This is a genomic window from Mesorhizobium sp. LNHC221B00 (assembly GCF_000502935.1).
In the GTDB taxonomy this organism is placed as follows: domain Bacteria; phylum Pseudomonadota; class Alphaproteobacteria; order Rhizobiales; family Rhizobiaceae; genus Mesorhizobium; species Mesorhizobium opportunistum.
Genome location: NZ_AYWR01000003.1, coordinates 473,543 through 495,379, shown reverse-complemented (window position 1 = coordinate 495,379; position 21,837 = coordinate 473,543). Strand labels below are relative to the sequence as shown.

Below are 21,837 nucleotides of genomic sequence, written 5' to 3'. Positions count from 1 at the left end.
TTCCCGGATGGTCCGCCCGACCCAGGAACCCTGCACGGGACCAACTTAGTCAACGCGAGCCGTCAGCGCTGTAGTATTGCGGCAACAGCACGAAGGATTCACATTGTGGAACGTTTCCCAGACGGATAGATCGAAGCGCTGCGTTGCCAACCACCAGCGCTGTTCGAGTGCGCGATCTGCTTCAAGCGGAGCTCGACCATCACATCAACTCATGGGCGATTGACGTTCGCTGTTGGGCCGAATGGCATGGCTTGCGACGCAAAAGCACGGCACCTCTCGACAGTTCGTACAGGCGCCGGGGTCCGCGCCCCGCGAAGGACGCTGGGCCTATCGGGACGCCCGATACCTCGCCGGGCGCCTACTCTGGCGCCCGCCGCCCAATTGTGCAATGGCTTCGACGAATACCCGGTAAAGGCTTTCAACATCTTCGTCGATTTCTATCCTCTTGATGCCGACTGCTTTCGCGTCGGCGAAGAGCTTGTGTGTGAGTTCAGCGATAAACACTGCATCGGGAGGCGCTGTCTCGGGGACCTCGTTAGTGATCCATTTGTGCAGAAAACTGATGCCGCGTGTGCTCATCCAAAGATCCACCAGGCGCCTAGGCTACAGACCGCGAGCACAAGGACTGCAGCCGAGATCATTATCCCCCTCCGGTTCTGCCACTTCGGTGGAGGGCTAGGCACCAGTTTCTCTGAATGGTTGTCCATCAGGGACAAGCTATGGTGAGAAATTAGGTTCCGCTAATCATGAACGCCTAGAGAGAATGTCAGACGCCGCCATATGCGGTCTGCACGTTGGGGAGCTTGAGGCCAGCCCACACAATAGCTGATTGAGGATCTGTCTCTCTGGAAGGGTGGGATGGACATCCAATCATCTGGCCAGGTCTGCGCAGCGCACCACCTGCATTGGTGCGCGAGGCGCCCAGGACTGTATATACGGCGTCTCGGTGAAGGCGCGATGTTACGCAAACAGGGCTCTTATCGGGGTGAGACCGAGTGTCAGCCTATCGACGTGATCGTTGATGTGGCCGGCAAGTGGGGGCTGTTCGTTGCCATCGACATCCATGAACGTTGATGCCTCTCCGCTGGTTCACGGACCTCGCCATACCATTGGGCATGGCTTTCCATGAGCTGGCGTCGAGCGAGCGAGATTGCGATGGTCACTCCCAAGCAGCGGAGCTCGTTCCATGCCCGCTGATCCCACGTTATTCGGCGCGTCGAACCATGTGTCATTAACCTATGATGTACAGGGACAGCGGTTTTGTGCACGGAAGATCCCAGTTTGCACGGCCGATGCCGACCGGTCTCGCGCGCAGTGCCGCCCTGCCAGAGGGAACCGTTCCGTCATGTAACGGAATTCTTGGCGGCCGACCGCATTATCCAGTCTGATAGGCTTCTCGTCGTTGACCCAGTCCAGTCTGCCCTCAGACCGAATGGCAAGACCCCGCCTCTCAGAAGGTCTGGTTGTAGGCGCCGACTTCGGGGCTGCGGCGCAGCACGGCGTCGACGGCCTCGAACATCTGCCGGCGACGCTGCGACGACACCGGGCTTTCGACGACCACGACGAGCTCCGGCTTGTTCGAAGACGCCCGCACCAGCCCCCAGGTGCCGTCCTCGGCGACAACACGCACGCCGTTGACGGTGATCAGGTCCGATATCTTCTGGCCGGCGAAAGCGGCGCCGTCNCGCATCATCGCCTGAAAGTCGGAGACCACCCGCTCGACCACGCCATACTTCACGTCGTCGGCGCAGTGCGGCGACATGGTCGGCGTGCCGAAGGTCAGCGGCAGCGCACGGTAGAGGTCGGCCATCGAGCTGTCCGGGTTGCGGTCGAGCATCTGGCAGATGGCGATGGCCGTGACCAGCCCATCGTCGTAGCCGCGCCCGATCGGCGGGTTGAAGAAGAAATGCCCCGATTTCTCGAACCCGGCGACGGCGCCGAGTTCGGCGACACGCCGCTTGATGTAGGAGTGGCCGGTCTTCCAGTAGTCGGTGACGGCGCCATTGGCCTTGAGCACGCCGTCGGTGTTGAACAGCCCGGTCGACTTGACGTCAACCACGAAGGTCGAACCCGGGTACTGGCCGGAGATGTCGCGCGCGAGCATCACGCCGACCTTGTCGGCAAAAATCTCGTTGCCTTCATTGTCGACGACGCCGCAGCGGTCGCCGTCGCCGTCAAAACCCAGCCCAACATCGGCGCCGGTCTCCAGAACCTTGTCCCTTATGGCATGCAGCATCTGCATGTCTTCGGGGTTGGGGTTGTAGCGTGGAAAAGTGTGGTCGAGTTCGGTATCGAGCGGGATCACCTCGCAGCCGATGCGCTGCAACGCTTCCGGGGCAAAGGCGCCGGCGGTGCCGTTGCCGCAGGCGGCGACCACTTTCAGCTTTCGCGCGATACGCTTGTCCTNTTGTCCTTGGTCAGGTCGTCGAGATAGGTGGCGCGAAAATCGCGGATGAAATCATAGCAACCACCGCCGACAAGATCGAAATCGCCGGCCTGCACGATCGCCTTCAGTGCGCTCATCTCCTCGGGTCCGAAGGTCAGTGGCCGCGCCGCTCCCATCTTGACGCCGGTCCAGCCATTTTCATTGTGCGAGGCGGTGACCATGGCCACCGACTGGGTTTCCAGCGCGAACTGGGCGAAATAGGCCATTGGCGACAGCNGCCGGTCTCCAGAACCTTGTCCCTTATGGCATGCAGCATCTGCATGTCTTCGGGGTTGGGGTTGTAGCGTGGAAAGGTGTGGTCGAGTTCGGTATCGAGCGGGATCACCTCGCAGCCGATGCGCTGCAACGCTTGCGGGGCAAAGGCGCCGGCGGTGCCGTTGCCGCAGGCGGCGACCACTTTCAGCTTTCGCGCGATACGCTTGTCCTTGGTCAGGTCGTCGAGATAGGTGGCGCGAAAATCGCGGATGAAATCATAGCAACCACCGCCGACAAGGTCGAAATCTCCGGCCTGCACGATCGCCTTCAGCGCGCTCATCTCCTCGGGTCCGAAGGTCAGCGGCCGCGCCGCTCCCATCTTGACGCCGGTCCAGCCATTTTCGTTGTGCGAGGCGGTGACCATGGCCACCGACTGGGTTTCCAGCGCGAACTGGGCGAAATAGGCCATTGGCGACAGCGCCAGGCCAATATCCCTCACCCGTGCGCCCGCGGCCATCAATCCGGACACCAGCGCCAGCTTGATCGACAATGAATAGGAACGGAAATCATGCCCGGTGACGATGTCGGGGCCGGCGCCGAGACGGCGGATCAGCGTGCCAAGCCCCATGCCGAGCGCCTGNTCCGGCGGCACAGCCGAACCGGGGTGGCCAAACCACCAGCGGGCGTCATATTCGCGGAAGCCGGACGGCTTTATCAGCGCCTCGGTTTCGAATTCGAAGCTGTTGGGCAAGGCCTCGCCGACGATCCTGGGGGTCAAGACTGGAAAACTCCAGATGGCTGAATAGATAGCGATCAAGCGGCGACATTAGCACAAAAGCCTCCCAGCTCTTACTCATACCGCCTGAATTGGCTCCCCGAGAATCGCCCGATCGTAGCGCGAGGTCACATTGGTTTGCGTGTGTTCTGACGCGCTAGGTAACGGATTGTAGCCCTTGTTACATTTTGTGATGGAACTTCTACCAAGTTGTGCACAGCTCCGTTTGGTTCCCACCTGCGGTTGCTGTCCCGTGTCAAGAAATTGACTTAAGAACTGGCGCCAGCACAGCCTAAGCGCTTTCGCGACCGGTATTTTTGACGTCGCAGTTTCACAAGATTGAGATAATTAATGCCTGTGTTTTTTTTCGACATCCAAGATGGCAAAACACGCTCGCCCGACACAGAAGGTACCGAATACCGTGGCATTGCCGAGGCGCAGGCCGACGCCATCAGGATGCTCGTGGCTATAGCGCAAGACGAATGGCATGACGGTGTGAAGAGTGCGCTGGCTGTCCAAGTATATGACGACAAACACAGACCTGTGGTCGCAGCCAAGATCGATTGCGCCGTAACGGTCTATGACGGTCCGTTGCGAGCCAATTAGTTAGATCCGCGGTCCGAACTGTCAGGTGCAAGGCGTTCAATGGCTCCAGGCGGCGCGGCGCCTTGTGGAAGCCTCCGTAGCGTTCGTTCACTCCCACGGTCGACCAGTGCGGCGATGCTCATTGAAAGCAAGTGTGCAACACGCTCGCGTCAGGCGCCGGCAGCAGAACATGATTATGGGAAGGCGTGAGCTTGGTTTCGAGGAGGTAACATTTCCCAAGCCGCTCGACAACACGCCTTACATGCTGGCTTTCGGCTACTGGGGCCACGAAGTTCGCATCGGCTGTCGAGACAACGGCAACGTTCTTCAACCCGATTGCCGACAACAATCTGCCGCGGCTGCGCAGACAGGAATTCTCGCAGTCTACGGCAACGACATCGCCGATCACTACATTTCCGCTCTCATCGGTCATGCCTGAATCCAGCAATGACTGCCCGGAGCCAAGGTCGCTCCAAGTGAAGCTTACAGGTACCAAAGCGATATTGCTGACTTTCTCCATAATGGCGTAGTCAATGGAAGTCGCCGGGTCTGACGCATAGAGATTGAGCGGAAGATAGGTACCAGAGTCGTTTGTCGTCGCCGCATCCAGGGCTTTTTCAGCGCGAGTCCAAATCTCGGGGACGGTGTCGAAGAAAGGCTTCGCGCATGGTGCTCGCGCGGTGCAGAAAGATGCCTGTGTTCCAGAAAAATGAGCCGGGTGCCGAGGTAGCTTTTTGCCACCTCGGGCTCGCGTTTCTCGATGAACCGAAGCACATTGCGAATGTCGATTTCACGCCGCGGGCGCCCCGGCCTCGACATAGCCAAATCCAGCTTCAGGGCGACTGGACGCAGGCCAAACACAACAACGCTGCCTTCCTCCGCAGCTGGCACGCCCTTCTCGATTGTTTCTCAGAGTTCCAGGCTGGTGGAGATCGCATGATCAGATCGCGCGATGAGAACAAATCCCCACGCCATGGCAAGCGATCGTGTGCAGCGTCGCAGTAGGGACGGCAGCAGCTGTGTTGCGTCCGATCGGTACGGAGATGGCACATCCACCAGAAAGGCCAATTCGGGCAAGGTCAGACCGGACGCTGTCTGCGTTCCGCTCCGATGCTATCAGATGGATGGGAATCTCGGCGTTGCTGCTTCGGGTTGTCCTTCCGAGACAGCGGCCATAGCCCGAAACCAACTCCCCCACTCAAAACAAAAAAGGAAATTCGACCAGTCATTATGCTTGCAGCCCGCTCAGGCGCGACACAGATCTCCAACAAGGTTTCCTCTGAGAAGCGCGCCAGCCGGAGCCGACGCAAATCTCGAAGTGCTTGTGAACTGTAGTTACAACCTACGCCAGCGCAGTTTGCGAGAGTCGCGGCTGAGAACTCTCTCCAAAACAAGGCAATCTAGATAAACACGCAATAGCGCTTCAACTCGCGCGTAACGAATGATTCTCGCCGGGGAACATCTCGTTCAGCATGTAGACAGCCTCAGTCCTGTTGGTTGCCTTCAACTTCTTCATGATATTTCGGATATGAACTTTGACTGTACTTTCTCGAAGGTTGAGCTCGTGGGCGATTATCTTGTTCGCCTTCCCGCGTCTGAGAACTTGGACAACGTCCTCTTGCCGCTCGGTAAACACGCTCGCCATAGATCTTGGCATTTCGACATCAGCCTTACTGGTCTTGTGCAGCCCTGCAAGGCTACTTGCCGGAACAAATGTGCCGCCAGCGATGACGAAGTTTATGGCTTCGACACAAATTTCGAAGCGGAGGGATGAGGGGATATATGCTTTGGCGCCGTAGCTCAGGGCCTTGAGAATCTGCTCCAACTCATCAGTGTCGGCCAAGATCGCAACTGGGGCGGGATGGGCCTTCTTGACGAGGTCGGCTATCGCGTCACCTGTCTTTGCATCACTGGCCTTGCGGCTTCCCAGGTTTAGCAGAACTGCCGAAACTGGCGGCTTATTCTCGCACGACTGCCATTCATCGATCGAGCCGAATGACAGGATGTCTTTCCCGACACGGTAAGTGGTCAAGCTTTGCGCCAGGCATTGCCGGTCAAGCACACGTTCATCGAGCAGAACCAGACAGGCTTCGGCAGTCGCCTTTCCGTGAAGACGTATTGCCCCTGCCCCGCCTTTTTGACCGACGAGTTCCAGCCCACGGATCGGTTTGGTGCCTGTTTGAATTGCCGTAATCATGCCACTCACCCGTAAACAACACCCAAGTTCGAGACCGGCGCGAGACGGGGATTTCGAGACAAGCGAAATAGTGCAAACGATTTTCTGTTCGCGTCAAAGATAACAGACTGTGCGTTCCCAGGCCCCCGCCATCGCCACGCGTCCAACGTATGCAGGCTATCAGCGAAACTGTACGCTCTCACTAATGTAAGTTAAAGAAGCGTAAAAAAAATGAGTTCATTTGGCGAGAGGAAGATCGCCCCGGTATCCCTGCATAACCTCGGCAAAGGCTCGTGCTATTTGGGTTGCGAAACACGACGCACTGGGCCACATAGACCGCCGCGGTGGCCGAAATGGACCGTCTCGGGGATGCAGAGGGAGGACATGCGTCAGCTGTCGATATACCTGTCATCGAAGCCTGCAAACTTGGCGATGCGCTCTCTATCCAGGATCCGGACATGGCCCTGACGGAACTCCAGAAGCTTGCGTTCACGCAATTCTCGCAACATGCGATTGACGTGGATAGGCGTCAGCCCTAGCGCGTCGGCGAGGTCGTACTGGGTAAGCGGGCAAGAATAGCCATTGCGGGCGACACCACCCACGCGCTCCAAGCGCGTCCTCAGTTCGAGCAGCAGGTGTGCGGTGCGCGTCAACGCACTGCGCCGACCAACATTTGTCAGATGTTGGGCGACAAGCGCCCGCTGATGGACCAGAGTTTCAAGAAATAGGGAAGCTATGCGAGGCGATTTGGCGGTTGCAAGCGCAAACGTCTTGGTTGATGCCTCGAATACCGCAAGATCGGTCTGTGCGACAAACGTCTCCGGAGCAGTTCCTGGGAAAGAGTGTGGCAGGACGACGTCGCCCTTCAATGCAAAATCCAGGATCTGACGCTGACCGCCGGCCAGATTGTGCGATATGCATCCCCAGCCAGACTCGATTATAAAGACACGAGCAGCGTGCTGCCCTTGATCAACGATCGCCGTTTCAGCCGGATACCGCCTCAGCGCGAAGCCGAGCGCTTTGACGTAATCCTTGTCATCATCGTCAAGTCGGGTCGATGAGGGACGGTTTTCGTTCCCGGTCAAAAATGGATGCGATGCAGATACCATTGAACCCCACCAACCCCTCCTTTTGACAACCCGGGTTAGTGTATATCAGGCTCGAGCAGATGAGTAGCCTATATTAGCTACGCCTGTTGGAATAGGAAGCGACGTCGGGTTGGCCGGAGCCAATCTGGCGAACAGCGCCCGTCGGGCGCGGATCAGGCTTTGCTTTTCTTGAAACTTTCTCGGATGGCCTCGACCATCTCACTCGCCACCATGCAACTTCGGTTGTCCACTTGCGTTGCAGCATTCCGCAGCGTCGTTGCGGCGTCCTTCAGCACCCCCCTGATTTCTCTGGCCGTGAGTATCTCGGATGCTTCCAGTTCAAGCAACAGCGCTTCGCTCAGATGCAAGGCGGCAAGTGCTATCGCCTTGGGCCTGTTGCCCTGCACAACGGGCAGGTCGCCGCCCGGCCTGGTGCGTGACTTCCTTTTTCCCATCTTCAATCTCTCTCCGGGCGTACAGCGCACGCCGCTGTCAGAATTTGAACCATATTAGTCCTATTCAAGAGCCCGACACAGCATACGGCGCCTACCAAGTTAGCTGTAGCTCATTGACAGGCCGGAACTCCAACTGACCTCTCGACACCAGGCAGACGTCGCGCGCGGTTGGCCTTTGGGGAACTGATCCTGCGAAGGATCCCGCAGCACTGATCGTTGCCAACAAAAGCTGCCGCGGATTTGAACCGTCTGGGGTTGCGACCCTTCACATGGCCACCAGTTTGGCCGCACCTGAAACGGGACGTGCGGACCTTCCCGTAATGGCGTTCTGCCGGACTGCCGCGTGGCTAACCTTTGTTGCCATGGTCGTCGTGACGATTGTTCCGATCGGGATGCCGCCTGTGTCAGGCTTTGGACCGGAACCCGCGCGAATAGCCGCTTTTGTGGCCTTCGGCTTGCTGTTCGGGTTCGCATATCATCGCAATTGGGCTCCTGACCCTCTGCCTTGTCGTTGCTGCCGGATTCGGCATAGAGGCCTTGCGAGCTGTTAAGCCCAACACGACACCCAGCCGTCGATGACGCTGTCATTGAGGCTGCTGCGGGTGGTGCCGGGGTCATGGCGGTTGTCTAATTGCGAGGAACGGTCAGTCACGACAGAGCCCGCAACAACTCTCTTGCTCACGTATTCACAACTGAGGTTTTGCCGATACGGGTGAGGACGCACAATCCGTGGACCTGGGGTGCAAAACCGTTCGGTGGTGAATCGCTTGGGAATTTGAATGGATCAAACCTTGGGACGACGGGGCTAGTCCCTTTGCATGCCTGCATCATCCAAGTTGTGGAATGGACTGACCGTAGTGCCGGACTGTACGCTCACCAGGGGCACTGCGCCTTGGGGGCTATGGCAATACCGTTGCCGGTCAGAGAGTTGTTGGAACTTGACGCCTACCGGCGAACGATCAAGGCTTCGACCACGCGTATGAACTCACCCTGCGAGAGGCTGGCTCCGACATAGCATTCTGCATCGGCTTGGCAGTAAGGCTGCGCCACTGAAGAATGCGCGGACCAGGCGGATGCCAGATGATATCAAGCGCATACCCGAGCCGAGATCCTCCCCTTGCCGCCAGTTCAGGTTGCATGCCGGTTTATCATTTGTTGGAGAATTCAGGCGCATCGTTACTGCGGACATGCCATGTGATTCGTTCATGTCCACTGGCCTCGGCGTCTCACCCATCGCCGAGGCCTATTCGTGCCTGAAACTGTTGGCTCGAAAAGCCTCGGTCCGTTTTGTGCGATCACGAACGCATGGGGTTCGTTGTCTTCAGCCGGCCGTGTCGGCCCCCCCCAAATCATCAGTTGTCACCGCACAATTCCGAGGTCGATATTTGTGTTGAGCCTATCGCGTCCCTGCCCGAAATAGCAGTGCGAAACGATACGCCTTTGGCGGGACGGGTTGGCAGAGCGCACGAGAAAGTGCTTCCGCGGTGCGCTGATCAAGTTCAAGCATGACATTGTCGTAAGTGTCCGAGAGGCCGCAACTAGGGCAAGCTAACAGGTCGGACCCTTGAGACCCAGTGACACCAGTAAGGGGCACTTTGCATCGATTGCAGCCAACCTTAGGATCACTTTCGATCATGTAGGAAGTATCCCGCTTGTCTTTCAGAACAAGCAATTGCGGTGCCAAACGCGGTTGATCCGTTTCGGGACATCCTTACAGCGGCCTCGCCGTGTCCTACACGATCATTGAGACCACGCCTTCGATATGCCTGCATGGTCGATCAACTGGAAGGTGGCAGCCTCCACGGCATGATCTGGCTGAACTGGATACGGCTATCCGGCGCGATGATACCCACGGTCGCGACGCTCACGTGGCTTTGATACGCAAACGGCTTAGCCATTGCGGCTGTGCATCGAGGAGCGTGCGGGCACATCGGTAACCGGCTGGTCTATTCCAATCATCCTCAGTGAGCTGGATAGCTGCCATTCAGCGCGCCAGGTGGCGCGATGCTCTTCTATCTCTGCTGAGCAAGCTTACGAGCGCACCAGTGTCATCACTCCCAGTCTCAGCCAACGTCTTCGGAGACGCCAAGAGGGCCACGTCGCAGTTCGACCGTGCGACCCATTGCGTCGGGGGACGCCGAGCTACAGGCCCAATACGCTAGCCAGTTGCAGCCTCTCGTGGCTGATATCGTCGGGCGAGGGTTGCGGCCGGCGGGAACGAGGACGATGGCCTCCTTACCATTGTGGAACTCGCGCCGGATCTTACGAGAAACGTCGGGAGGATCTGTAGCAGCCCACAATCAGCGACGGCGGTCGCGTTTTCCTACGGGTAGGTCGTGACTTTGCCCCGGCCCGGCTGGGATTTCACGCCAGAACTTCGGTTGCTCGTTCGGGCTTGACTGCGCCCAGCGCGGCTTGCCGGGGCCATCCGACCACCAGTCGATATGAATATCCGAAAAGATGCGCGCATGGGGGCAAAGCACGAGAATCCTGGTACCGTCCTTGGGCGCAGATGAAATATCTTCCCATCTTTCATCCCGCACCCGTGCAGCCGCGATGACCTTCTTCGCGAAGAGCTCGTAGGACTCGATCGAAGACGGCAATTCACATGCGACCAGGAACTCTTGCGTAAGTGCCCGCGCCAACGTTGCATCGGCGTCATCTGTCATCTGTCTCCCCCTTGAGTGTCTCCCCCTTGAGGTGAAAACCGGTCGTGCGCGATGGCCAGCGTCATTGAGTAACTCAGTTCGCACAAAAGCTTCGGCAACAGCCATATTCATCACCTCAACATCCCGGAGCCGGTTTTGGGCCAATCCCGTTGGCTTGCAGTGTACGTTCCGCGCGCTCCTTGCCAAAGTCAGCACCACGTGGCAGCGCTAATTTAGCAACAGCTCATATATATCATATGAGCCCGCTTGAGTCACCCATCTCACCATTCTGCAATAAGTTCGCGGGTAAGTCTTCAATTTCGGGTCAGCGTGAACAAGATCGGCAAATATCATCCAGCATTCCCTGATCCAGCAAGGCTCTGTCTTGAAATTCCAGAAGGAAACAGTTTTGAACGGAAGTTATATAAGCTGCCTGTGCACACTAGGCCCGGCTAGGGCGTGAGATCTTGCGTTATTGATTTGCATGGACCTACCTCACGCGATAACGATCTTCTTTGCATGAATTGCGATGATGGGACGAACATCCGGGAGAACTCGCCATGCATGGCTGGACTAGGCGCTGACGAAGCCGCGAGTGGCTTGCCGTCTCCAATGAACCAGAAGCGATAGTTCCCCGGCGTCCGGCAGTGCCGCTCGACTCCCCGGCCCTGCCCTCACAGGGTCCGACCGAACAGCGTCACGATCAGGAGTCGCCGATCCGAGCCTGTGGGTTGACTGGATTAATCAGGAAAAGCTAATGAAACAGCGATTGAGCGCGATGGATCTCGCGCCTGCTTCTTGGATTTCGACATGATTTTGTCGCGATCGCAATTCCTGGTGAGGCGGCTGGGAACGCCCGAGTAATTTTCGCCGCGAATTCGCCGATCATTGAAGAGCAGTACTGACAGCATGGCAGCACAGCCGTTTTTACCGTTCCAGGGGGAGAAAACGAAGTCGCCGATGATCCAGGACAAAGCCACGGTTGGCGTCATAGTCCCTATGTTCAATGCCGAGCGAACCATTCGCTCCACCCTGACCAGCATCTGCCAGCAGACCTACCAGGCATTGGACATTATCGTGGTGGACGATGGTTCGACGGACGAGTCCCCATCAATTGTAGCCTCCTATGCCGAGAAAGATCGACGTATACGCCTCATAGGGCAGTCGAATGGCGGCGTTGCGCACGCTCGCAACCGCGGCGCGGCTTCCACGGACGCGGAGTTTCTGGCGTTCGTCGACGCAGATGATCTTTGGGCTCCCTCGAAAATCGCACTGCAATTGCGCGCCTTGCGGGAAGGTGGCTCCTCGGCCGGCTTGGCATATTGCTGGTTTGCGCATATCGACCAGGATGGTCGGGTATTCTCGCTGCGCCATCAGCCTGACGCCGAAGGTCACGTTCTCCAGCGCATGTGCAGACAAAACCTGGTCGGCAACGGAAGTTCGATGCTCCTACGTCGCTCCGCATTCGAGCGGGTGGGACAATTCGATCCGTCCTTGCGAGCCAGGAACGCACAAGGCTGCGAGGATCTTCTAATGTGCCTAAGGATAGCGGAAAATTACGAATTTCGCCTCGTGCCTCAGTACCTTGTCGGTTACCGGATGACGAACGTCAATATGTCGAGCGATGTCATGCAAATGCTTCGTTCCTGCGAAATCGTCCTTGCCGAATTTCGTGAAAAATATCCGTCATTCGCGAGCGATTTCGACGCCCATTTCTTCGACATGATTCATTGGCTTGCTACACGAGCTTTGATTGAGGGACGATTTTTCGCAGCCGGCGAGCTGCTGAGGAGGTTCTTTGTGATGGAACCGGGCGTTGCGATCTCTCGCATGCCCAATATGCTCGAAGAGTATTGCAGGGCCCGACTGGTTCCTCAATGGCTCAAGATATGCGTGAGACGAATGCGGAACGACAAGAACGAATTTCGGCCCCTCTATGGCGAAATGAGCTGGTGAAGATGTCCGTCACGCCGAATCGGCGCGCAAATTTGTTGAACTCAGAACTGCACAAGCTGTTTGGCCCGGATGGCTGCTCAGGTATCCGGCACGTGGATTTAGACACTGAAGCTGCTCCCAAGGATTGCGATTCTGGCATGATCGTGCTGTGGCGCGGCGGGCTTCCAGTCGGGCATCTTCTTAGAGGGAGCGACGGTGAATGCCGCGCCGCCCCAATCGCGGCCTCGCCTGACCGAAGACCAGCTCCACCGTTTCCGGACCTACCGAACTCCAGCGTGATCATATGCACACGCGACAGGCCGGATGAGTTGCGGCGTTGCCTCTCCTCGCTTCCACAGCAAAGCGTCCCGCCGGCAGAAGTCATCGTGGTCGACAACGCATCGACAGGCAGCCAAACGCGCGAGGTAGCACTCGCTGCCGGCGCAATATACGTCCGCGAGGACCGACCTGGCTTGGATATTGCCCGCAATCGGGGCGCTAAGCGCGCATCCTCGGAAATCATCGCCTACACCGACGACGACGTCTTGCTTCATCCGCAATGGCTTGAGCAGCTGATCACGGCATTCGACAGACCTTCGATCGGCGCAGTGACGGGCCTTGTACTGCCCGCCGAAATTGCCACCGAAGCCCAGCTTTATTTCGAGACGTTCTGGAGCTTCGGGCAAGGCTACAGGCCTCAATTTTTCCGCGCGGCCGACTTTGCTGCCAGCAAGCACGACGTGTTCCCGGCCTGGAAAATCGGCGCCGGTGCCAGCATGGCCTTTCGACGCGAGGTGTTTGACCGCGCGGGATTGTTTGACGAACGCCTCGACGTCGGCCAGGCTGGATGTTCAGGCGACTCCGAATATTGGTATCGGTTGCTCGCCAACGGATATGACTGCCTTTACCAGCCAACCTCCGTCGCGTTCCATTTCCACAGGCGGACGATGGACGGTCTGGCTAAGCAAATCTACTTCTACATGCGCGGTCACGCGGCCGCATTGCTCGTCCAGCATGAACGAACTGGCGTCAAGGCGAATTTAAAACAGGCTTTCAAATGGAAGCCGCTTTGGTACCTCGGCAGAGTTCGCAGAAGGCTGCTTGGACGCAGGATTACCGAGGATCGGTTCCTTTGGCATGAAATCGCCGGCTATGCTTCAGGAATCCTGTTCTACCTCCGAACCAAGCGCGGGTAGGGAGACGTGGCGGACAATCCCTTGGTTTCAATCGTGGTGCCCGCGCGCAACGCGCAACTGACGCTCGCACAAGCACTCGACTGTCTCCTCGGTCAGGACATTGCCGATTGGGAGGCGATTGTCGTCAATGACGGCTCGAGTGATGGCACCGCCGAAATTATCGCCGGTCACGTTGGGCGCGATGCCCGATTTCGGACGCTGAACTCTTCGGCACACAGCGCCGCCGGCGCGCGCAATAAGGGGATTTCGTCAGCGCGCGGACGCTGGCTAATGTTCCTGGATGCCGACGATTGGGTGGACGCCAGCTTTCTCGCGAAAATGCTGACCGCACTGGAAGCCGAGCCCGGTTCTGTGGCTGCGTATTGCGGTTCTCGGCGAGTGATGCCCGATGGCGAACTCACCCCACCGAGCATCGCCCCGGAGGTTGCGATCCAACCATTCGAGACATTCGCGCGACGCTGTGCCATCCGTACTCACGCGCTGCTGATTGACCGGGCGACAGTCGTCGAGTTAGGCGGCTTCGATGTGTCGCTGCGCACGTGTGAGGACTGGGATTTGTGGCAGCGCGTCGCACGTCTCGGAAACCGTTGGGTGATGGTTGACGAGCCGCTGGCCTTCTATCGAGCCAGCCCCAACTCGCTCACGCGCAATTCGACGCAGATGCTGGCGGACGCCGAAATCGTGATCGCCCGAGGCTTTTCTGCCGACCCCCGGGTGAAACGCCCGGCGTCCGCGCACGCCAACGGAGCGAATTCGGCGGACGGGCGCGCCGCTTCCGAAGCACTCGCATGGTTTGCGTTGTGGAACGCCGCATCGGATTGCGGCAACGGCGGCGGCCCAATCCACCCGCACATCCTACGCGCTCTCCCGGCCAGATATGAATGGGCGCCTGAGATCGCCAAGGTGGTCTTCGACGGCTTGGTGGTAGGAAGTCTGTCGACGCCGCAGCAATTGGCTGCCAGATGGGACAGGTTCGGCGGCCCCCTCATCGATTTGGTCGATCAACTCGGCTATATCTGGAGCGATCCGGTTGCGGGTCGTCGCGTGCAATATCATCTCGAGCAAATGCTTCTCGACTTCGACGACCTTGCCGCTCCTCGCAGGCTGGCGCGGACACTTGGGATTCGCATCGATGCTCGAAATCCGACCTCGACCAAACTGCCGGAAGGGATCGATCAAATCTATGCCTACCTAATGGTGGATGGCCAGATCGCGGCCCTGGTTCAGTTCGGTGCACTCGGGACAGTGACAAAGCGACACTGGATTGAATTGATCCTAGATGTCATGCCTCCTCAAGAGCTCACACGCGACCTCTCCGGGTTTAAGCGCATGGCATTCCGTTTGTGGAAGGGTGCCGCGCGGGTTGCGAGCCGATCGCCTGTGCCGACCCTGCAACGGGGCGCCGGGGCCGACAAAACAAACGTGCTCACGGCACAGACGTTGCTGCGAATGGCCGGACGGTCTGATCGGGACAGTCACTACGGCAGACTTGCGCAATTGACAACGGCAGCGCAACGGCTGGCGCGGCCAAACACCGAAGCGACGGAACCTTCCGCACCGCCGCGTCCTGCACAGGTTGAGGGAAGGCGCGACGGTGATCGCGCGTCATTCTGGGATCGCTTTTTCGTGACTGCGGATCCTTGGAACTACGGTTCGCCCTATGAGCAAGAAAAATATGAGCGGCAGCTCGAAATTCTGCCGGCCGGTCCGATAGGACGGGCGCTTGAGCTGGCGTGCGCGGAGGGCCATTTCACGCGGCAACTGGCGCCCCGAGTGGGCCATTTGACTGCAACGGACATCTCCGCCGTTGCCATCGCGCGAGCGCGCGCACGATGCAGGGACCAGCTGAATGTCGAATTCAGGGTCCTGGATTTGAGCGCGGATACCCTGCCAGGTGAGATGGATCTGATCGTCTGCTCGGAAGTGCTCTATTACCTGGATGATCTGGACGCGTTGCGGCGCTTCGCCACAAAACTCGTCGACGCGTTGGCGCCCGGCGGCAGTTTCATCAGCGCGCACGCATTCGTGCTTGGTGACAATATGGAACGGACAGGCTTCGATTGGGATAATAAATTCGGTGCGCAAGTAATCTCGCAGACGCTGGCAGCGACCGAAGGCCTCGTCCTTGAGCGATCGATCCAGACGGAACTCTATCGCATCGACCGGTTCCGCCGCTTGTCCCCGGAAGAGCTGGCGGCGGAACCGACGGTCGATTATGTCTCGATCCTGGCGCCCGTCGAAATCGAGGTCGCGCGAAACGTCGTCTGGGGTGGGGCGCGGGCGCGGCGCAGCTACGTGGCGCGCAACGAGCGGCGGCAGCGCATCCCCGTTCTGATGTATCACAGCGTCTGCGATGATGGTCCGGCCGCTCTCGCCCGCTATCGCTTCACGCCCGCCGCGTTCGACAGCCAGATGGCATGGCTGCGCGCTAATGGCTTTCACGCGATCGTGTCGGAACAGCTGGGATGGTTTATCGCCAACCGTCACCCTTTCGTGGGCCGCCCGGTGCTCATAACGTTCGATGACGGCTTTCAGAACTTTGCGGACCATGCCTGGCCAACCCTGCGCGCGAACGACTTTACCGCGGAAGTGTTCCTTGTGACGGACCTAGTGGGTGAAAACGCGCTGTGGGATGCAGACAGCGGTCCGCCGACACCGCTCATGGATGCCCGGACGGTGGGGCGCCTTGCAGCCGAAGGTGCATTCTTCGGAAGCCATCTGGCGACGCATCGCGCAATCGACGGTCTTTCGAGCTCCGAGCTGGCCGCCGAGCTGCTGCGCTCGCGCATGTTCATCGAGCGCTGGACTGGGCGGCCAACGACGGCGTTCGCGGCGCCCTTCTCTGTCACCGACCGACGGCTTGGCCGGCTGGCGAAGGAATGCGGCTATCGAATCGGGTTCGGCGCCAGATCTGGGCCGGCGGATCTCGATTGCGATCTGATCGACCTTCCCCGCATCGAGATGCGCGGGGATCGTTCGCTCGATGACTTTGTTGCCATGCTAGAGGCCGTGCTCGAATGAACGGCGAACTCGTCAGTGTCATTATCCCCGCTCACAACGCGCAAGATACAATCGAGGAGACGCTCCGCAGCGTTCGCTCGCAGACTCACCGCGCGCTCGAGATTATTGTCGTCGACGATGGTTCGCGCGACCAGACTGTCACCATAGCCCGACGTCACACGGAGACCGATCCGCGTGTCCGGCTGATCGAGCAGGAAAATGCCGGCGTGGCCGCTGCGCGCAACACGGGTTGGCAAGCGGCGCGATCCGATCTGATTGCGTTCGTCGATGCCGACGATCTCTGGGCGCCGACCAAGATAGAACGGCAACTGGCCGCGTTCGATCGGGCGGACGAGAAAGTGGGGCTCGTCTACTGCTGGTATCTGGTCATCGATGCGCAGGGAGCGGTAACGGATGATCGGCATCGGCCAAACTGGCGGGGCGATGTGCTTGAGCGCCTTTTCCACGGCAATTTCGTTGGCAATGGCAGCGCCGCCTTGGTACATCGGCAGGCGCTGATCGACGCCAACGGTTTCGAAGGCGGACTGCGTGAGGCCGGCGCGCAAGGTTGTGAAGATATCCTCTTCTACTGTCGAGTCGCCGAAAGATACCACTTCGAAGTCGTCGAAGAGCCGCTGGTGGGATATCGCTATCTGCCGGGAAATATGTCGAGCAACATGACTCGCATGCTGCGGTCCTGGATACTGGTGGTGGACGAGATGCTCGGCCGCCATCCGGAAGCGGCATCTAAGCTGCGTGAGGGCCTGCATTTCTATTCGGCGTGGCTCCTGGAGCGGACTTTGCGCCAGAGGCACCCGCACTATGTGCTCCCGATCCTGTCACTGCTGCTTCGCCGTCATCCCGCGATCGCCATGCGGATAATCGCCGTGGATTTGCCCTGGATCGGGGCGCATTTGGCCAAGCGCGCCGCGACAAAGCTGGTGCGCGGTCGCCCGCCTGTCCGCCCGCAGGCGATCGTACGCTTCCCGACCGGGGAACTGAAATGAGCGATGCGAACGGCGCCATTCGCCGCGGTGCGGTCCGCGCTTCGTTGCGCGATCTTTCGCACCTGCTTCGCATCGTCGGCAAGCCGCGGTGGGCGACGCCCGCGCTGCTTGCGCTTGGCTTTCTGTCATCCCTGGCCGAGACGCTCGGCATCACCCTGATCCTGCTGTTCCTCTATTTGGTGTCCGACCGGATCACAGAAACTGGAAATGGCCTTCAGGGCCGAGCGCTGGGTCTGGCAATCTCCTGGCTCGGTAGTCCTACCCGGCTCGCCTTCGCGATCCTCCTGCTCATTCTCGCGCGTGGAGCACTGGCGCTGCTATATTCGTTGATAAGCTCCAGCATCGGCGAACGAATCAGCGAACGGGTGCGCAACCTCGTCCACGAACAATATCTCAGGGTCGCCTTCGGACACATCCAACGGCACGAACAATCGCAGCTCATGGAGGTGCTCGGGACCGAGTCGTGGCTCGTGGCTCAAGCCTATGGTGCGGTGACCCGACTCATCATCAACAGCTGCTCTATCTTCGTGTTCGCCGTCTTTCTCTTCACGATCTCCTTGAAGATCCTGGTGATCGCTGCCATTGGCTCAATCGCGATTTCGGCGATCTTGCGCATCTTTTCGCGACCTGCGCGGGATCTGGGCCATCAGGTGAAGAAGATCCATCAATCGCTCGGCGAACACATGCTTATGACGCTCCAGGCGTTGCGCACCATCCGGGCCTATGGACAGGAGGCGCTTCATCAGCGCCGCTTCGTGCAATCGTCGGCGGCCGCGCGCAAGGCATCGCTGTCCATGATTCGCCTTTCGTCTTGGATCGGCCCAACAACCGAGATCGGCTATCTGGGAATGTTGGGGGCTATCGTCCTGGTCTCCGGGTGGTGGCACATCAGCTTCGAGGTGACGCTGGCCGCCGTCGCGCTGCTTTATCGGCTGCAGCCGCATACGCAGGAGTTCGAGAGCAATCTGCTATTTCTGGCGCAGTTGCAGCCGCAACTGCGCTCAGTCCTGGAGATGGTTCAGTCCGAGGACAAGGAATATCCATCGCAGGGGACCATCGCGCTCGAAAATTTGAACGCGAGTATCGTCTTCGAGCACGTAAGCTTTGGATATGATCAAAATACGCCGGTCCTGACTGACCTGTCGTTCGAAATTCCAGCCGGAGAAACCACCGCGCTGATCGGCGCAAGTGGCGCTGGCAAGACGACGATCGTGAACCTCCTCCTACGGCTGTACGAACCGACCTCTGGCGACATCAAGATTGACGGCACCCGGCTCCAAGACATCAGGCGGGACGACTGGTTGTCCAAGATCGCAGTAACGGGTCAGGACGTCGACCTCGTCGAGGGCACGGTGACAGACAATATCCGGATGGCCAAAGCCGATGCGGCCGAAGAAGAGATCATTGTCGCTGCCCGCAGTGCCGGCGTCGCGTCATTCGTCGAGGACCTTCCTGAGCAATACGATACCTGGATCGGGCAAGAGGGGCTGCGATTTTCCGGCGGACAGCGACAGCGCATTGGCCTGGCACGCGCTGTATTGCGCAATCCGGACTTCCTGATCCTGGATGAGGCCACGAACGCGCTCGATATCGCGCTCGAGGACCAGGTGCGGCGCGCGATTGACAGGCAGCTTGGCAAAAGGACAACTTTGCTCATCACGCACCGCGTAGAAACGGCGCGTGATGCGGCCAATGTCATTTGGATAGAGAACGGCAGGGTCAACAGCCAAGGACCTGCCTCCCTCGTTGTTCCTCAATACCAACGTCGTCAGCACGAAATCGTGCGTGACTCTGATGCTGAGGATAAAGGACGCTGACGCTGCTCTACTTCGTCAGTCGGCCCTAACGCTGAAAACGTGATTAATCTAGCCTCACCACCGACTCGGTCCGGCGCGGGCAGCGAACTGAAAGCTTTCGGGCGGCGCGGTAGGTCTCGACGCCGGTAGGACAGGCGGCGGGGTGGCGGGCCTGTCACAATTGCCTGCGGTACCAGGCCAGCGCCGTCTCGACGATCCTGTCTATTCCGGATTGCTCAGGCGCCCAGCCGAGTTCCCGGTGCGCCTTGCCGGCCGCGGCTACGAGCGCTGGAGGGTCACCTGCCCTGCGCGGACCGTAAACCACAGGAAGGCGCGATCTCGATGCCCGGTTCACCGCATCGACCAGTTCGTTCACCGACGTTCCAGTTCCAGTCCCGAGATTGTAGACGTGGACACCCTTGTCGCGAAGGAGTTTCTCCCCCGCCAGCACGTGAGCACGCGCGAGATCGGTGACATGGACATAGTCGCGTACTGCGGTCCCGTCGCGGGTATCGAAGTCGATGCCGTTGACGGTAAAAATCCGGTCCCGCCTGACCGCCGCCTCGATTGCGAGCGGTATGACATGTGTTTCCGGTTCATGCCGCTCACCGACCTCGCCATCGGGATCGCATCCAGCCGCATTGAAATACCGGAGCACGACCGCGTCGAGGCCATGAGCATACGAAAGATTGTCCACCATCCGTTCTATGATGAATTTCGACCATCCATAGGGATTGATGGGCGACTGCGGATGCGTTTCGTCAATCGGAGAGTGAACCGGAACGCCATAAGACGCGCACGTGCTGGAAAAGATCAGCTTTTTGACGTCGGCCTTCAACATTTCCTCAAGCAAGACCAGCGATCCGAAACTGTTGTTTCGATAATAGAGTCCCGGGTGCTCGACAGACTCGCCCACATAGGCATAGGCGGCGAAGTGCGCCACCACATCAGGCCGATATTGTCGTAGAGTCGCCGACACGGCCTCGGCGTCGGAAATGTCTCCCTCGACAATCGGGCCCCATTTGACCGCGTCGCGCCAACCGCGCGAGAGATTGTCATACGTGATGACCGACCAGCCCGATTCGGCGAATGCCTTGCAACAGTGTGATCCGATATAGCCGGCCCCGCCGGTGACCAGGACGGTCTTCATTCGGCAGCGGCGGGTCGTAGATACCCCGACGATACCAAGCCTTCGAAATAGGCAATGGTCTTGACAAGGCCGTCTCGCAACGCGGTTCTTGGCTCCCAATTGAGCTCACGCAAGGCACTTCCGATATCGGGCTGTCGCTGTCTTGGGTCGTCGATGGGCAAAGGCAAAGAAATGATCCTCGACCGGCTTCCGGTAAGTTCGATCACAAGATTGGCGAGCTCGAGCATCGTGAATTCGACCGGATTGCCCAGATTGATCGGACCGGTAACGCCGTCATCCGTTTGCATCATGCGAACCAGACCGTCGATGAGGTCGTCGACATAGCAAAATGACCGTGTCTGCTGGCCGGTGCCGTACACTGTTATCGGCTCATTCTGCAGGGCTTGCACGATGAAGTTGGAGATGACGCGGCCGTCGTCAGGACGCATCCTCGGGCCATATGTATTGAAGATGCGCGCTACCTTGATCCGCAGCTTGTGCTGTCGCCAATAGTCGAAAAACAGGGTTTCGGCACATCGCTTGCCTTCGTCGTAGCAAGCACGCGGTCCGATTGGGTTTACCCTGCCCCAATAATCCTCGGTCTGCGGGTGAATTTCAGGGTCGCCGTAAACTTCCGACGTGGACGCCTGAAGGATCTTGGCGCGAACCCGCTTTGCGAGCCCCAGCATGTTGATCGCGCCGTGAACGCTGGTTTTGGTCGTCTGGACCGGATCGAACTGATAGTGAATGGGGCTCGCGGGGCAGGCAAGATTGTAAATTTCATCAACTTCCACATAGAGCGGAAACGTCACGTCGTGGCGGATGATCTCGAAGGATCTGTTGTCGAGTAAACTCGAGACGTTTTTTCGGCTTCCGGTGAAGAAATTGTCGACGCATGCAACCTCGTGGCCTTCTCCAAGCAATCGTTCGCACAAGAACGATCCCAGAAAACCCGCGCCTCCGGTCACCAGGATTCGTTTTGCCTGCTGCATTTTCGAGGCCTCCAAGAGACAATTTAGCCAAACCTAATATGTTGTCAGATTAGGCCGATTGGCCAGTAACCTGCTTTCAATTTTCGTTACCGACAAGACATTGTTGTCAAAACGCGTCCTCTCCGGTAGCGAACAAGGTTGGATCCCGGTTCCTCTCTTAGCTGTAGGACGAACCTCCAGGCCAAAGATGAGCTGTCCACGGCTATCGGCGATTCCGCGAGTGACAGAGAATGGCAGGCGCCCTTCGGTGCACTACACCGGGCGAGTAGACTTGCGGGCAAGCGTAGTGATGCGCTCCCGGATTGGCATTGCAGCAATGGGGGCAAAACGGACCATGCGGCCAACGAATGACCTCCAAATGCTGGCGGGCCCCCTCGGCGTCGTGGTAAATTGGGCTGGTCATGGTCGAACATT

Annotated in this window: 14 protein-coding genes and 2 pseudogenes; 7 read left to right on the top strand and 9 right to left on the bottom strand. The window is 58.7% G+C overall.

Annotated features, from left to right (window positions below; genetic code table 11):
* Positions 1-327: 327 nt before the first annotated feature.
* The 3 genes and pseudogenes from X741_RS0134175 to X741_RS0134160 form a co-directional block, all read right to left on the bottom strand.
* Positions 328-579 carry a DUF768 domain-containing protein gene (locus X741_RS0134175; RefSeq protein ID WP_023776724.1) on the bottom strand — a complete coding sequence of 84 codons (252 nt, stop codon included), beginning with the start codon at positions 577-579 and terminating at the stop codon, positions 328-330.
* 871 nt (positions 580-1,450) lie between these two features.
* Positions 1,451-2,661: pseudogene (locus X741_RS01000000166320) on the bottom strand (phosphomannomutase/phosphoglucomutase); the annotation flags it as partial.
* A 2-nt stretch (positions 2,662-2,663) separates the two neighbouring features.
* Positions 2,664-3,419 (bottom strand): annotated as a pseudogene (locus tag X741_RS0134160) (phosphomannomutase/phosphoglucomutase); the annotation flags it as partial.
* 348 nt (positions 3,420-3,767) lie between these two features.
* Between X741_RS0134160 and X741_RS1000000169585 the strand changes: the two are divergent.
* A complete protein-coding gene (locus X741_RS1000000169585; protein ID WP_023769451.1) occupies positions 3,768-4,022 on the top strand; it encodes a hypothetical protein in 255 nt (84 codons plus the stop codon).
* Between the two features lie 121 nt (positions 4,023-4,143).
* Positions 4,144-4,440: a hypothetical protein gene (locus tag X741_RS1000000169580; protein ID WP_156937843.1), complete on the top strand. Its 297-nt coding sequence runs from the start codon at positions 4,144-4,146 to the stop codon at positions 4,438-4,440.
* 984 nt (positions 4,441-5,424) lie between these two features.
* Here the strand turns inward: X741_RS1000000169580 and X741_RS159985 are convergent.
* The 4 genes from X741_RS159985 to X741_RS160000 all read right to left on the bottom strand — a co-directional run bounded on the left by X741_RS159985 (position 5,425) and on the right by X741_RS160000 (position 10,389).
* Positions 5,425-6,198, bottom strand: coding sequence for a response regulator transcription factor (locus X741_RS159985; protein ID WP_023769453.1), 774 nt, complete (start codon positions 6,196-6,198; stop codon positions 5,425-5,427).
* A 368-nt stretch (positions 6,199-6,566) separates the two neighbouring features.
* On the bottom strand, positions 6,567-7,286 hold the full coding sequence (locus X741_RS159990) for a Crp/Fnr family transcriptional regulator (protein WP_023776718.1): 720 nt from the start codon (positions 7,284-7,286) through the stop codon (positions 6,567-6,569).
* Positions 7,287-7,438: 152 nt separating this feature from the next.
* Positions 7,439-7,726 (bottom strand): hypothetical protein, encoded by a 288-nt coding sequence (locus X741_RS159995; RefSeq protein ID WP_023776717.1) that lies wholly within the window; start codon positions 7,724-7,726, stop codon positions 7,439-7,441.
* A 2,294-nt stretch (positions 7,727-10,020) separates the two neighbouring features.
* Positions 10,021-10,389, bottom strand: coding sequence for a hypothetical protein (locus X741_RS160000; RefSeq protein ID WP_023776715.1), 369 nt, complete (start codon positions 10,387-10,389; stop codon positions 10,021-10,023).
* An 888-nt stretch (positions 10,390-11,277) separates the two neighbouring features.
* Here X741_RS160000 and X741_RS160005 point away from each other — a divergent pair.
* Genes X741_RS160005 through X741_RS160025 form a run of 5 tightly spaced genes read left to right on the top strand, consistent with a single transcriptional unit; the run spans position 11,278 to position 19,323 of the window.
* Positions 11,278-12,324, top strand: coding sequence for a glycosyltransferase family A protein (locus X741_RS160005; RefSeq protein ID WP_245272660.1), 1,047 nt, complete (start codon positions 11,278-11,280; stop codon positions 12,322-12,324).
* Between the two features lie 2 nt (positions 12,325-12,326).
* Positions 12,327-13,499, top strand: a complete 1,173-nt coding sequence (locus tag X741_RS160010; protein ID WP_198023937.1) for a glycosyltransferase — start codon at positions 12,327-12,329, stop codon at positions 13,497-13,499.
* 6 nt (positions 13,500-13,505) lie between these two features.
* On the top strand, positions 13,506-16,520 hold the full coding sequence (locus X741_RS160015) for a trifunctional glycosyltransferase/class I SAM-dependent methyltransferase/polysaccharide deacetylase (RefSeq protein WP_031249836.1): 3,015 nt from the start codon (positions 13,506-13,508) through the stop codon (positions 16,518-16,520).
* Positions 16,517-17,506, top strand: coding sequence for a glycosyltransferase family 2 protein (locus X741_RS160020; RefSeq protein ID WP_023776711.1), 990 nt, complete (start codon positions 16,517-16,519; stop codon positions 17,504-17,506). The genes X741_RS160015 and X741_RS160020 overlap by 4 nt, the downstream gene beginning before the upstream one ends.
* Positions 17,503-19,323, top strand: a complete 1,821-nt coding sequence (locus X741_RS160025) for an ABC transporter ATP-binding protein (protein ID WP_023776710.1) — start codon at positions 17,503-17,505, stop codon at positions 19,321-19,323. Before X741_RS160020 ends, X741_RS160025 begins: the two co-directional genes overlap by 4 nt.
* 154 nt (positions 19,324-19,477) lie before the next feature.
* Here X741_RS160025 and galE read toward each other — a convergent pair whose 3' ends face one another.
* Together galE and X741_RS160035 are read right to left on the bottom strand one after the other, a co-directional pair.
* Positions 19,478-20,452, bottom strand: a complete 975-nt coding sequence (gene galE / locus X741_RS160030) for a UDP-glucose 4-epimerase GalE (RefSeq protein ID WP_023776709.1) — start codon at positions 20,450-20,452, stop codon at positions 19,478-19,480.
* A complete protein-coding gene (locus X741_RS160035) occupies positions 20,449-21,423 on the bottom strand; it encodes a UDP-glucuronic acid decarboxylase family protein (protein WP_023776708.1) in 975 nt (324 codons plus the stop codon). The genes galE and X741_RS160035 overlap by 4 nt, the downstream gene beginning before the upstream one ends.
* Between the last annotated feature and the right edge of the window lie 414 nt (positions 21,424-21,837).